This window comes from Neobacillus cucumis (assembly GCF_016908975.1).
GTDB classification, from domain to species: domain Bacteria; phylum Bacillota; class Bacilli; order Bacillales; family Cytobacillaceae; genus Neobacillus; species Neobacillus cucumis.
Window position 1 is genome coordinate 1 of sequence record NZ_JAFBEX010000030.1, and the last position, 13,432, is coordinate 13,432.

Below are 13,432 nucleotides of genomic sequence, written 5' to 3' on the forward strand. Positions count from 1 at the left end.
AGACGCTCCTACCCTTTTAAAAAAGTTGAATGAGCTGCGTCTATTTAAGTGTTGCCATTTTTCGGTCCTTACAGAAGTTAATTTTCATGGTAGTGGAACAAGAATATCTAATTATTGTAATGAGAACTCCCCCAATCTTATTAATTCATAAACAGCCTGTGCTCTTTCTTTTACGTTTAGTTTTTTTAAAACGTTACTAACGTGACTACGTACAGTAGCTTCACTAATTAAAAGTATATTAGCAACTTCTTTTGTGGTTTTCCCCTTTATCAATAAATCGAATACTTTCCTTTCTCGGGCGGTGAGAAATGATTTTTCCATAAATCGCATCTCCTTGGATTGTATCTATAATAGAAAATGCAACTTAATAAAAAATTGATTGGACAAACACTGTTGATAATTTTTTGAAATGTTCTTTAGACGAAATTGTGGAAAGAGACATATATGACTTATTACGAGACTGGTTTACAATCCTAGTCTTATTTTTTAGCTTTTTGAGCCAATAACGATATAATAGCGAAATTTCTCCTCTTCCAATAACCTGCCATTTAGCTTAAGTACATTTCTTCACAATGTCTTCTGAACTTTACCGATATTCTTTAAAAGTGATGGTCTAGAATCTGGCCTCTCCTTAAACGATACTTATATATATTTCTGTATAAGGATTACTACAAACATGTTTGTTCAGAAAATCACCATATAATGCACCTTACTATTTTAGGTAAATTTTAAAAGCTGACTTTTTATCTGTATCAAAAGGACACCTTTCAGGATAGTTACATGCCCCCTATAAAATCAACGTTCATGGAGTCCAAAAAGGTTATTCAAACATTATCGAGATATCCCAAAAATATGATTGACCTTTTGAGATAGATTTATATAGTTAAGAAAATAAATAACAAATATTCCATATAAAGGTAGATTTGATGTATATGAAAATATTACTAGATAAATATAACAAGTTGCAATCACAACGAAATAGAGAAGAAGCATACCGGTAAACAGAAGGGGAAATCGATCCTCTAAGTTATCTGAATATTTTAATGCCTCCTAACTATATATAAAAACGCAAAAATGATTGTTGAAATAAAGATCATTTCATACCAATCGTTTGGTCTGATAAGGGATGGGAAATGATATTTTCTAACATAAAGGTAATCACAATGCCGACCGCTTTTAATTCAGATATGGTTTTCGGACCACCTGCTCTAATGGTTAACAGCTTAATGAAATAACCGTTCCAACGCTTAATACCCACGTAAAGAGTTTATTGTTGTGCAGAACATTCAACAATAAAAGGACGCAAAAACAATACAGTTTTCACAAAAGGTAATGTATTGTAAAGACAGAGGAGGACAAAAAGATGCTTTTAGAAGAACGAAGTGCTAACATACTACGACTATTACAACAATCATCCCCTCTGAAGATGAGCGAACTTGAAGCACAAACTGATCTGACTCGAAGACAACTTCAATATGGTATAGGAAAAGCTAATGATTGGCTTCAATCTCATGGATATCAACTGATTGGCTATGATCGGAAAGTTGGATATTACTTATCTGATAAAATTCGGGATGAGGATTTGCAAGTAAATCTAACTAAACGCACCTATGTGTTTTCTGAGATGGATCGAGAAAAGGTCGTTTATCTTATGCTATTACTTAGTGGGGAGCCATTGTCAGTATATCACTTCCAGTATATTACAGGAGCTTCTCGCAATACGGTATTGAAGGATTTACAGCGGCTTAAGGAAAAAGTGAACGAATTTCAACTGCGAATTCAATATTCTAAGCAGAATGGCTACTTGATAAAAGGCGATAGTAACACAAAGAGATACGTACTAGAACAACTCATACATGATGTATTGCATAGTACAAGTAGCAATCTGATTATTGAATGTATGTGGGGAGATCATGAAGAAAAAATTCGTTCTATACAGTTGCAATTGGAGCAGATAGAACAAAAATTAGGTATCACATATACCGATGAACGACTGCAAGAGCTCACCTATCTGTTTTTATGTACTGACCAGCTAATTGGAAAAGGAGAAACATTGCACTCTTTTCATAGTTCGGAAGAGTTGACTTCTACTAAGGAATACAAACTGGTTGAACAAATGACACAGACGAATGCCTTTCAATCCGTTTGGAATCAAACAGAACGATTGTATGCAACTTTACATCTATTAAGCATGAACCGAACAAGAGATGTATCTCCGTTACAAGAGGATGAGGTTATTCAAGAACTCATGCGAGAAATTGTGGAAGAGTTTGAAAGGTTAGCATGCATACAATTGCACAACAAGGATTTGTTCTATCAACAACTGTATGTTCACTTTAGACCTGCGTATTATCGTATGCAGTATCATATTTCTCTTATAAATACAATGACTGAGCGGGTTGAAAAGGTGTATCCCGAACTATATCATCTTACGAAAAAATCCTTGTTGCCAGTAGAAAGAGCGATAGGTTATTCCGTTCCTGAAGATGAGGTAGCGTATTTTACCATCCACTTTGGAGGATGGCTTCGCAGACAAGGAACTACATTAGACGATCGAAAGCGAGCTATCGTTGTATGTCCAAATGGGGTTGGTATTAGTAATATCTTAGCCTATACCTTAAGGGAAATTTTCCCGGATATTTTATTCTTAGATGCTTTATCCGTTCGAGATACAGCCAATTATCCTTTATCATATGATTTAGTATTTTCAACTGTACACCTTAGAACAAAAGCTACACTATTTGTAGTACCGCCTATTTTAGATTCGCAGGACAAGCAAAAACTACGTCAGCAAGTGATGCAAGAGTTGTATGGAATTACAACGCAAAACTTGGATGTTACTTCCTTGTTAAAAGTTATTTCTCAATTTGCAACAATTCATGAACCAAGTCAACTTGAAAAAGCTCTTCAATCACACATCTATATTCAAACACAACAAATAAACAAGCATTCATTTGGGGAGGCAGAGAAACCAGTGTTAGAAGAATTACTCACATCACAAACTATTCAATTCCAGTCACGTGTTTCTGATTGGAAGGAAGGCATTCGAGTCGCATCACAACCTCTTGTAGAATTAGGAACAGTAGAAGAAAGCTATGTCGAAGCTATGATTCAATCAATTGAAGATAATGGACCATACGTAGTTATTACGCCAGGTGTAGCACTTCCTCATTCACGCCCTGAGCATGGAGTACGCTCTTTATCTATGAGTCTTTTGAGACTCGATGAAGCAGTAGATTTTGCACAAGATAAACCTGTTCGACTTATTATTGTATTGGCTGCTGTAGATAGTGAGTCACATTTGCGTGCATTAGTTCAGTTAACGCAATTACTTGGGGAACCATCTAATATCGAGGATATTTTGCAGAGTTCAGACAAATCTGTACTATTAGATCACATTCATAAATATTCGGAGTAGGAAAAAATATGAAAATATGGTTGTTTGTGAGAATTGATTAGGAAGCAGTTTTATTACAGATGTCCTACAATATCCGCAGCTCCAATAAAAATGTCAGCCTGTACCGTTTTTGCTGATGTTAAGTTTTTTCAACTGTGCCTGTCAAATCAGACAAAAAAGTCTATCTAATGTCCGTTTTTCCAGAGATGGAAGAAGAAAATGAGTTGTATAATCAGTTATTAAAGGACTTTAATCTCCCAGGCTTTGTGAAACCATCGTCTCAAAAAATACTTTAAGCTATAATATTACGGAAATCCTATAGACCTAGGGTTGGGGATTGCTTTGCCACATGCTAGGCCAGAAGATGGAGTCAATCAGTTGGGCATGTCATTTTTGAAATGCGAACATCCTGTATATCTAATGGAGGATCCTAAGCATGAGATTAATATCTTTATTGTATTAGCTGCGATTGATAATGAAACTCACCTTTGAGCTTTATCGACGCTCACAAAAATTTTGTCCAACAAGGAACAGCTAGAACGGTTATTAACAGCGACTACTGTCGCAGAAGTAGAACAAATACTTTTAACAGAAGAAGGAGAAAAATAGTATGAAATTTGCATGTGTATGTCAATCAGGTCTTGGCACAAGTTTCATGGTTCAAATGAATCTGCAGGCGATTTTGCAAGACGAAGGTTTGGATGTGAATGAATTTCAACTGGATCACATGGATGTGGGTTCAGCTACACCAGAGGCTGCGGATTACTTTTTTGTAGAAGCAACTTTGGTGACCGCTTTACCTAATATTCCAGCGGAAAAAATTGTGCCATTGGCATCAATTATTGACAAAGAAGTGGCGCGTGAAGCATTGAATGGTGTGCTGGAGCGTCATGGGATTAACCTTGGTTAAGTGGAGAAGAGGAGCGATAAATAATGAATGGGGTACCTAATTTTATAGTTTCTTTGCAACAACACCCGCGCTTTTGGTAGGGTTGATTGCAATGCTTGGTCTTTTATTGCAGAAAAAGCCAGCGACAGCTGTGATTCAAGGAACGGTTATTAACAGCGACTACTGTCGCAGGAGTAGAACAAATACTTTTAATAGAAGAAGGAGAAAAATAATATGAAATTTGCATGTGTATGTCAATCAGGTCTTGGAACAAGTTTTATGGTTCAAATGAATCTACAGGCGATTTTGCAAGAAGAAGGTTTGGATGTGAATGAATTTCAACTGGATCACATGGATGTGGGTTCAGCTACACCAGAGGCTGCGGATTACTTTTTTGTAGAAGCAACTTTGGTGACGGCTTTACCTAATATTCCAGCAGAAAAAATTGTGCCATTGGCATCAATTATTGACAAAGAAGTGGCGCGTGAAGCAGTGAATGGTGTGCTGGAGCGTCATGGGATTAACCATGGTTAAGTGGAGAAGAGGAGCGATAAATAATGAATGGCGTGCTTAATTTTATAGTTTCTGTTGCAACAACACCCGCGCTTTTGGTAGGGTTGATTGCAATGCTTGGTCTTTTATTGCAGAAAAAGCCAGCGACAGCTGTGATTCAAGGAACGGTTAAAACCTTTGCAGGTTTTCTGGTGCTTGTGGGTGGTGCGGGGATTTTGGTTAACTCTCTGGCACCATTTGCGAGTATGTTCCAACATGCTTTTCACGTGACTGGGATTGTTCCGACTAACGAGGGTGTTGTTGCTCTTGCTTTGGTGAAGTTTGGTACACCAACGGCTTTGATTATGCTGGTCGGTATGGTGGTCAATATTCTTTTGGCTCGTTTCACACGCTTTAAATATGTCTTTTTGACGGGTCAAGCGATGCTTTATGTGTCTTGTATGGCGGCAGTTATTCTTGTGTCGGCAGGGTTGGGAGATTCTTGGATGACTATTCTCTTGGGCGGACTTTTTGAAGGGACTTTGCTCACGGTTACACCTGCGCTCTGTCAACCGTTTATGCGTAAAATCACGGGCACTGACAACGTAGCTATGGGGCATACAGGGAATATCGGTTATGCACTTTCAGGTTGGATTGGGAAAGTCTTTGGTAATCCAGATCCAGAAAAGTCAACAGAAAAGTTGAATATTCCAAAGAGCCTTGGATTCTTGCGTGATTCAACGGTTTCAATCTCGCTTGTGATGTCGGTGGTTTACATTTTACTGGTAATTGCTGCGGGACCTCACTTTGTGGAAACTAAACTTTCTAGTGGTACGAACTTTATTATCTTTGCCATCGTACAAGCAGGAACATTTGCTGCCGGTTTTGTAGTAGTGCTTCAAGGGGTTCGGATGATTTTGGCTGAAATTGTGCCGGCTTTTCAAGGGATTGCTCAAAAATTAGTGCCAAATTCAAAACCTGCACTTGATGTCCCAATCGTCTTTCCATATGCTCCAAATGCAGTGTTGATTGGTTTCTTTGTTTCTTTCATTACAGGGACTCTGTCTATGTTTGCGATGCTAGCTTTGGGAACGACGGTGATTATTCCTGGTGTAGTTGGGCATTTCTTCTGTGGTGCAGCTGCTGGGATTTATGGAAATTCTACTGGTGGACGTCGAGGTGCGGTGCTCGGATCATTCTTTAATGGTTTGCTGATTTCTTGGTTACCACTCTTTATCATTCCGTCTTTGGGTTCGTTTGGAGCTGGTGCTTCTGCTACTTTTGCGGACACGGACTATCTGATTCCGGGTATTGTTGTGGGGAATATAGGTAAAATGGGTGTGGGTGCCTTGACTACCCTTATTGTAGGTTTTACTATTGTGGTTATCATTGTCAGCATGGTACTCAATGCTCGAGATAAAAAAAAATCACATAATCAAATGAGTGCTGCTTAAAGGAAAAAAGAAGCTAACTACCTACCATTCACAGGTCTTTAGCTTTTTTTTTTATCTGGTATATTGATTAAATGTCCTGCACTTTAAAAAAAACGTTACTTTTTCAGCAGCAATCTCCCTTGGGTGGGAACGATTTATAGGGACAGAAGGAAAGGTGCTATCTATTGAAACATTTGGGGCCTCTGGGACTGGAGACGAGGTAATGAAGTTATTTGGATTTACTGTTGAAAATGTTGTTCAAACAACTAAAAATCTATTAAATTTTCGCTATGTTAAAGCTCTTTTATATTAGAGCAGAAGGCTCGAATTTCCTGCGGTAAATGAGGTTCGCGGATCACCCTTGGAAAGCCGAGGTTCTTGACCGAAAATCAACGGGCAAGTTTATCAAAGTCAAATTATTAGAAATGGAGGAATTTAAATATGAAATTATTTATTGATACTGCAAATCTTGAACAAATCAAAAAAGCATACAGAATTGGTGTGTTACCTGGTGTTACAACCAACCCTTCCTTAGTAGCTAAAGAAGGAGTAAAATTTGAAGATCGTATTGCAGAAATCTGCCAATCCGCCCCAGAAGCTGAATCTGTTTCTGCGGAAGTAACTCCTGATGCTGTGACGGCTGACGAAATGATTGCACAAGCTGAAGAGCTGATTACTATAAATGGTGGCGATAAGAAAGTAACGAAAATAAGAAATTGGGTTTCAAATTATAATTGTTTCTTTTCACCAAAATTTATGATGTCTATATATGTTAGCTGTCAGTAATTCCTCCTCGCAAACACTTCATTTCTCTTTTACTATCTCGTTAGAGATTACCATTTATTTGGTTATCAATGAAATAAGGATCATTTTAAGAATTGAAACCCAATCATTTCATATACAACATTCATTTTCTTTTGTATCGACGAATTATAAAAAATTCTAATTACTCAATTTTAAATTTCCTATTTTTTAAGAGGTCTTTTCCCTAAGGATGGAGCTACCCCAAATCACAACTTTTAACTAAGCATATAATATGAGTTATATTCATTTAAACTATCAAAATCCTATGTTATACTTGTCATATAATGTTCATTTTTGGGTCAATTTGATATGATTTTTAGAGGTTTAAACTCAGCATATAAGTTAAGAGGTGAAAAAGATGCTGGAAGAGTATATTGCCGATCTTCAGAAAAAAGACAAGTCCTCAAAAACCGTAATTTCCTATCGGAATGATATCCTTATCTTTTTAGAAGATTTACATATTCAACCTGATGGTTTTGTGACAGCAACAGATGTTAAAAAATGGATTCATGGGTTGTTACATACACAAGAAGGGAAACCATTGGCCATTACCACCATAAATCGTCGGTTAAATGCTTTACGCAGTTTTTATTCCTGGGCTGTTAAAGATCAGAAACTGCAGCATAACCCGATGGTCGAAATTAAAAATGTCAAATCAGCTGATGAAGATTCTGAAAAAATCATGTGGCTGACAGAAGAAGAGTTTGAAGATCTTTTGAATCGTGTCAGAAAGACACCGGTCAAAAGCAGAGGGGTAGATCCCGAAGAGAAGTATCGCCGGGATCGAGCCATTATTTATTTATTAACATACGCTGGTTTGAGGGTAGATGAACTTTCCAACTTAAAGCTAACCGATCTTGATATGGAATTGCGACGTATTCGGATTGTTGGAAAGGGACGCAAGCTTCGGACTATTCCTATGTCCAATATCTTATGGCAAGAACTGTACGACTGGTTACTTTTTAGAGCAGAAATGGCAAACAAAAAACCTCATGTGGAAGAATCATCCTATGTGTTTTATAGCCAGCGATCACCCAAATTTACGGTTCGTGGAATCCAGGCGATGATTGAAAGTTACAGCCCACCGAAGAAAAAATTAACACCCCATATGTTCAGGCATACCTTTTGCAAATGGATGTTAAAAGCAACCCATAATGACATTGAAAAAGTTCGAAGATTAGCAGGACATAGTAATATTTCGACCACTGCAAAATATTTAAGAGATTCCTATAGTGATTTGGCGGATGCTGTTGAAGCTATGCCAAAATTTTAATTATGAAGATCATCTAAGAAGTAAGCAAACAACATTAAATTAAAACGTATCATATATATAGAAGAAACTCGTCAAAAATAATACTTTCTCATCAGGAGCAAAGGCTATTTATTAAGAAAGAATTCCTTTATATGGCAACCCTGTGGTGTGACCTTAAAGGAACGAATTACGCCAAAGAAAAAAGGGACATTCCGTGAGTTAGATGCCTGAGACGGAACGCCCTTCTCTCCATTAAGCCGATAAGCAAAATTGGAGGTAAACCTATGCTAAAAGGTTTAACCCTCCATACTATCCCACAAAAAAACACTTTTATGCTATAATGTTGTAAAATTTTGTTGCAAAAATGCGGGCAAAGAAAAAAGGACGTACCGGCTCAGGCAGAAGACGGAATGTCCTTTTTTTTCGTACCACAAAACATAGGGATACTACAAAAACAGAAGGGTTGAATAAAAATTCAACAGGGATTTTAAATCATAGGTTGTGAATAGTTTCACTTAAACTGGCAGATTAGTTGAAAAAGCAATGGATAATAAAAAAAACTCGCTACAGCGAGTTTTGCCCTTCATGTCCAACATGAAGTAAAGATAGTTATTCAATTGTATTTTTCATTGCATTGTACATATTTGCTACGTGTTCATCGACTTTATCTCGTGACATGCGTAGTCGTTCCACTGAAGTACCATATCCAATTTCTTGTTTACCCTCTTCTAATCTTTTAAAAATCCCATCTGCGAATTCATCTAAAGGTTCTCCATGAGTATGCAACCCTGCTCCGCCTAAATCTGTATTCACTGCTGGAGGAGCAACTTCAATTACATCTACAGATGAATCAGAAAGTTGGTGTCGTAGACTCATTGTAAATGAATGAAGTGCCGCTTTCGTTGCTGAATAGATCGGAGCAATGGCAAACGGAGTAAAAGCTAACCCAGAAGTGACGTTAATGATTGTCGCTTTTTCTTTGGTAGAGAAAAATGGAGCAAATAGCATAGACAGATGGAAAGGTGCTTCAATGTTTGTTGTGATTTCATTATTAAAATAATTCCAATTGTTCTTCGTATCTGCTTTTAACACATTAAAACGTTGTTGAATCCCTGCGTTGTTTACTAACACATTCACTTCTGGATAGTTCTCAGTTACCCAATCAAACAATGATACACGCTCAGATTCACTGCTCAAATCACTTACATGAGTAATAAGGTCTGGGAACTTTTCTTTTGCATTTTGAAGTACATTTTCACGTCGACCAGTAACAATGACTTTATTTCCAGCTTTTATAAAGCGTTCTGCGAAAGCTAATCCTATCCCAGCACTTCCACCTGTAATAAGTATTGTATTTCCTGAAAGTTTCATTTTAGTTCCTCTTTTCCAATTATTTTCTTCATTTAATATAAACTAATTTATATCTTTTCTGGAACGGGGCGTTTTGTATAACGCGTAATTTTCAAGTCAATCCTCTTTAAAGATTCTGTCATTAATGAAATTTCATCTAGCACTAACTGCTTATGGTTCCTCATCATTTCAAGTCGGAGTTCAATGGTTTTGTCTCCTTCTACAACCCAATCAATATATTGCTTAATACCACTAATGGGCATGTGAGTATTTTTTAAACAAATAACGGTTTCAAGGAGTGAAATTTGATCTTCTGAAAATAACCGCCTACCTGCTTCATCACGCTCAATTAGTGGCAGTAGCCCCTTTTTTTCATAATAACGTAACGTTGATTCTGTAATATTGAATTTTGCTGCAGCTTCGCTAATTGAACAATATTTCATCTGGAGACCTCCAAATTTTATCTTTCTTTGTCGACAGGATTATGATACGACTTAAACCGTGGTTTAAGTCAACAAAAAAACTAAAGAATATTTTATTCTGTACCATTTTATGAATTCAGACATATGGTCACAAAAGGAACATCAAAGGAAAATAACATTTCTTTGAATAGTGATATAATGTGGACCACAACAGTTAAATCGTTAATAATTCCACACTAGAAACAAAAATGTGAAAAGGTGAACTTAAACGGATGCTTTTGTTTAATAACCCAAATTATAAATAAGCTGAAGATATGCAAGTTTTTTTTCACCTTTTGCATATTTTTTGCTTATTTATATTCAAAGTATTTTCTGGCAACTTCGAATAAATTGCTACAATTCCCGATTTTAAGGATTAATAAAATAATATGGTAACTATTTGGCTTGATCACAGAGTTGCTGCTCTAATTGGGATGCCCCATGGGCTGGCGACCCAATTTATTACCATTTATTTATGAAAAATCTGAAACTTTTGAAAATTAATAATTTTTAGTATTTACAAAATTCGACCATTCGTGTATGATAAGGACAAGTAAAACATACACATCAAATAAGAAGGTGAATCCAGTGAAATAGCGAAAGGCGAATGTACAAGTCGTACAGGGAATATAACTAAAATCTATACAAAAAAGGGTGAGTCCAGTGCGATATTGAAAGGCGAAGTGTACAGAAATGTACATGGGACGAGTTTAATCTAGCTAAGGAAAAGGTGATTCCAATGAAGTAGGTAAGGCGAAAGCGGACGATTGGTACGTTAGGTATCAAAGAGTCACAATACTGCTTAAGGAGGCGCTTTTTCTACTAATCTTTCGCTGTTCTGAGAATACGTAATAAAATAAATGAAAGGGATTGTTATAATTGGATGAAGAAATAGTGTAAGCGACCTTGTCGTTCCAGTACGGATTGACGAGGTCGCTTACTGTTGTTTTATATGCTTTTTTCGATTCAAATGACATAAAGGCGCTTCGGAACTTGAATTGGATGTTTAGTTGAAAGAACTTATTGATTTCATGTAGTCACAGATAAACGTATTATCATCCCCCTGTGGGTATAATTGATTGATCCTGCTGCTGCAGTTTTCTATCAGGCAACGAGCCTATCTATTACACCTACCGCGCTTTCGCTTACTGTCCTTGAAGTTTAGTATGGAAGAAGGTCACTTCCACACTAAACTTCAAGGTTGTTTCTTTCTCCTATTACCCAAGTCCATTTTCCATATCCTTGAATACGTTGAATACTATAAAAAATAACTGTATATATTGTTTCCACAAAGTTAGAAACCGGGTTTTTGTATCATTACATACGTTAAATACGGTAGAAAAACATACTGTAGATAAGTGGTGCTTTAGTGGAGTAAGATAATCTATGCTCCTTAGGGGTTCAAAGAAAAAAATAGCCCCCAATCGTTATCTATAGATCATTTTCAACCGTATTGTTAGTAAAATTTGGACCAAAAATTAGAAAAAAATAAACATATTAGAATCATTAAATTCAGTAGAAAAACACAGTCTAATTTGTTTAATATGTGAGCGAAGAGGTCCCTTTACAATGAAGAAGGTGCGTGTAACCTATAGGTGAAGGGTTCGGATGAACCCGATCTTAACCCTTAGAAACACGCACCTGCAAGGTTCATTGTCAAGGGCACATATTTTACATGTCTAAAATGTGTTTTTCTTTTTATGACCTATTTGTCGAGCGTAACCTAAATATAACAATCGAAGGCCTAAAATTATATATTAAGGGGGGCTATGAAAGGTCTTGTCCTTTCATACCTGTATCTTAACTCATTAAACTTAACTTAATTATTAATGTTTATTAATCGCCTGTAAATGTTACTCCATGCCACTATTTAAAAAATTAATAATGGTTGCCCATAATTCCTCAGATACATCTAATTGATAATCAGCAATTCCTGTTCTATACGCTTTTAGCCCGTCAAATAGTCCGTCTTGAGTTACAAAAAAACGTTTTGTTGCATGGTTAAACTCGTTAATCCGTTCAATGACAAACTCGCCGTTCTCTTTGTAAATTTTCAATTTCTTACCCACGAACTTTCCCTCCTATTTCCGATTCCAAGGTAATTTCCAATGTTCTCTCAACACTTCTGGAAAAACACTTTTTGCAATACCAATTACCATACTCGATACCTGGAAGCTGCTGCATTTCCTTTTGTGAAAACACTTTGCACAGTAAGCATTTGTTTTACTTCTGATTCACCCAATGCTCTTCAATCTCCAATTCCTCTTCGATCATTCTTTTTAACTGTGTCTCATCCACATATTTAGGACCTTTAATTAAAACATTTAAAGCTTCTCGATAGGTATAGGCTGTTTTAAAGGATGGACAGTCAGGTAGCTTTTCGTATTCATTGCTTTTCCATTCCTTTTTTAGGTCCTCATATGCAATATCAAACCAAACCCTTAAACTGTTTATTGCGTGATCATCTACTGCCATTATTTTTCCCCCTTCGCTTTTGCGTATATGGTTGAACGTGGCACACCTGTTTGTTTAGAAATGTCATTTACACTTAATCCATTTTGTTCCCTATCTGAAAACAGCTTTAATGCCCTTTTGATTTCCTTTGTGTCCTGTCCTTTTCTTCCTAAGTGTTTCCCTTGTGCTTTCGCCCGTACTCGCCCTTCTTTGGTCCGTTCATTGATGAGATCGCGCTCGAATTCAGCAATAGCTCCCAACATGGTAAACATGAGCTTTCCAGCCGGAGTTGAAAAGTCAATCTGTTCCTTAATGAATACAACACCGATGTTCTTCTCTTGTAATTTATGAACAATATTATGTAAGTCTCTTGTTGATCTGGCCAAACGGTCAATCTTATAAACCACTAATTTGTCTCCTGCTCTTAAATACTCCATGGTTTTGTTCAGTTCGGGCCTACCAGTGTTCTTACCACTTTTCTTTTCGTGAAAAATCTTAGTGCATCCATACTTTTCTAATTGTTCAACTTGTAAGGAATAATCCTGATCTAAGGTGCTTACGCGTGCATATCCAACAAGTTCACTCATTTTTGACCATTCCCGTCTAAAAGATATATAACTTCCTGTACATTTATTATAGACTAACTTTTAGATGGAAAACAAGAAAGAAAAAAAGAAAAAAACTGATAGTTTTGTAGTGTACAAAACTTACAACTTTTAGACTCTGTTAAACGGTGATTCGCTGAAAAAAAAATCTTAACCCTTCTTGACTAATGGTGTTACCTTTCATTTGTTTGTCGTTTTTTTCATCAAAAATGACGCATGGAAGGGATGCCCAAAACATTTTCTTTCTATTTAACAAGGTCGGGATTAACGGCAGTATATCTCATGATATAATTTT

General features: G+C 36.6%; 14 protein-coding genes and 2 pseudogenes. 9 read left to right on the forward strand and 7 right to left on the reverse strand.

The features are described from left to right. Window positions 1-111 precede the first annotated feature (111 nt). Together JOC76_RS25760 and JOC76_RS25765 are read right to left on the reverse strand one after the other, a co-directional pair. A complete protein-coding gene (locus JOC76_RS25760) occupies window positions 112-321 on the reverse strand; it encodes a helix-turn-helix domain-containing protein (protein WP_372442009.1) in 210 nt (69 codons plus the stop codon). 772 nt (window positions 322-1,093) lie between these two features. Next, window positions 1,094-1,258, reverse strand: a complete 165-nt coding sequence (locus JOC76_RS25765; RefSeq protein ID WP_205181674.1) for a hypothetical protein — start codon at window positions 1,256-1,258, stop codon at window positions 1,094-1,096. 105 nt (window positions 1,259-1,363) lie between these two features. Here JOC76_RS25765 and JOC76_RS25770 point away from each other — a divergent pair, with 105 nt between their 5' ends. The 9 genes and pseudogenes from JOC76_RS25770 (at window position 1,364) to JOC76_RS25810 (ending at window position 8,288) form a co-directional block, all read left to right on the forward strand. Further along, complete coding sequence (locus JOC76_RS25770) at window positions 1,364-3,418, forward strand: BglG family transcription antiterminator (RefSeq protein WP_205181675.1); 2,055 nt, start codon at window positions 1,364-1,366, stop codon at window positions 3,416-3,418. Window positions 3,419-3,727: 309 nt separating this feature from the next. Next, window positions 3,728-3,889, forward strand: coding sequence for a PTS sugar transporter subunit IIA (locus JOC76_RS25775; protein ID WP_275591417.1), 162 nt, complete (start codon window positions 3,728-3,730; stop codon window positions 3,887-3,889). 118 nt (window positions 3,890-4,007) lie between these two features. Further along, window positions 4,008-4,307, forward strand: a complete 300-nt coding sequence (locus tag JOC76_RS25780; protein ID WP_205181676.1) for a PTS sugar transporter subunit IIB — start codon at window positions 4,008-4,010, stop codon at window positions 4,305-4,307. Between the two features lie 64 nt (window positions 4,308-4,371). After that, window positions 4,372-4,524, forward strand: a pseudogene (locus JOC76_RS30970) (hypothetical protein); the annotation flags it as partial. Further along, on the forward strand, window positions 4,521-4,820 hold the full coding sequence (locus JOC76_RS25790) for a PTS sugar transporter subunit IIB (protein WP_205181678.1): 300 nt from the start codon (window positions 4,521-4,523) through the stop codon (window positions 4,818-4,820). The pseudogene JOC76_RS30970 and the gene JOC76_RS25790, both read left to right, overlap by 4 nt. 23 nt (window positions 4,821-4,843) lie before the next feature. After that, the gene (ulaA, locus tag JOC76_RS25795) at window positions 4,844-6,232 is read left to right on the forward strand and encodes a PTS ascorbate transporter subunit IIC (RefSeq protein ID WP_205181679.1); all 1,389 of its coding nucleotides are present in this window, start codon (window positions 4,844-4,846) and stop codon (window positions 6,230-6,232) included. Window positions 6,233-6,308: 76 nt separating this feature from the next. Then, window positions 6,309-6,524 (forward strand): transketolase-like TK C-terminal-containing protein, encoded by a 216-nt coding sequence (locus JOC76_RS25800; RefSeq protein WP_372442010.1) that lies wholly within the window; start codon window positions 6,309-6,311, stop codon window positions 6,522-6,524. A gap of 128 nt (window positions 6,525-6,652) precedes the next feature. Next, window positions 6,653-6,916: pseudogene (locus JOC76_RS25805) on the forward strand (transaldolase family protein); the annotation flags it as partial. Between the two features lie 457 nt (window positions 6,917-7,373). Next, window positions 7,374-8,288 (forward strand): tyrosine-type recombinase/integrase, encoded by a 915-nt coding sequence (locus tag JOC76_RS25810; RefSeq protein ID WP_205181680.1) that lies wholly within the window; start codon window positions 7,374-7,376, stop codon window positions 8,286-8,288. Between the two features lie 588 nt (window positions 8,289-8,876). On the opposite strand, the gene JOC76_RS25815 is transcribed toward JOC76_RS25810, so the two are convergent. From JOC76_RS25815 to JOC76_RS25835, 5 genes are all read right to left on the reverse strand, one after another. Beyond that, the gene (locus tag JOC76_RS25815) at window positions 8,877-9,638 is read right to left on the reverse strand and encodes an SDR family oxidoreductase (protein WP_205181681.1); all 762 of its coding nucleotides are present in this window, start codon (window positions 9,636-9,638) and stop codon (window positions 8,877-8,879) included. Between the two features lie 47 nt (window positions 9,639-9,685). Continuing rightward, window positions 9,686-10,060: a MerR family transcriptional regulator gene (locus JOC76_RS25820; RefSeq protein ID WP_205181682.1), complete on the reverse strand. Its 375-nt coding sequence runs from the start codon at window positions 10,058-10,060 to the stop codon at window positions 9,686-9,688. Window positions 10,061-11,931: 1,871 nt separating this feature from the next. Continuing rightward, window positions 11,932-12,147 carry a hypothetical protein gene (locus JOC76_RS25825; protein WP_205181683.1) on the reverse strand — a complete coding sequence of 72 codons (216 nt, stop codon included), beginning with the start codon at window positions 12,145-12,147 and terminating at the stop codon, window positions 11,932-11,934. A 154-nt stretch (window positions 12,148-12,301) separates the two neighbouring features. Then, a complete protein-coding gene (locus JOC76_RS25830; protein WP_205181684.1) occupies window positions 12,302-12,553 on the reverse strand; it encodes a hypothetical protein in 252 nt (83 codons plus the stop codon). Beyond that, entirely contained in the window at window positions 12,553-13,119 is a 567-nt protein-coding gene (locus JOC76_RS25835; protein ID WP_205181685.1) for a recombinase family protein, read from the reverse strand. Before JOC76_RS25835 ends, JOC76_RS25830 begins: the two co-directional genes overlap by 1 nt. Window positions 13,120-13,432 lie beyond the last annotated feature (313 nt).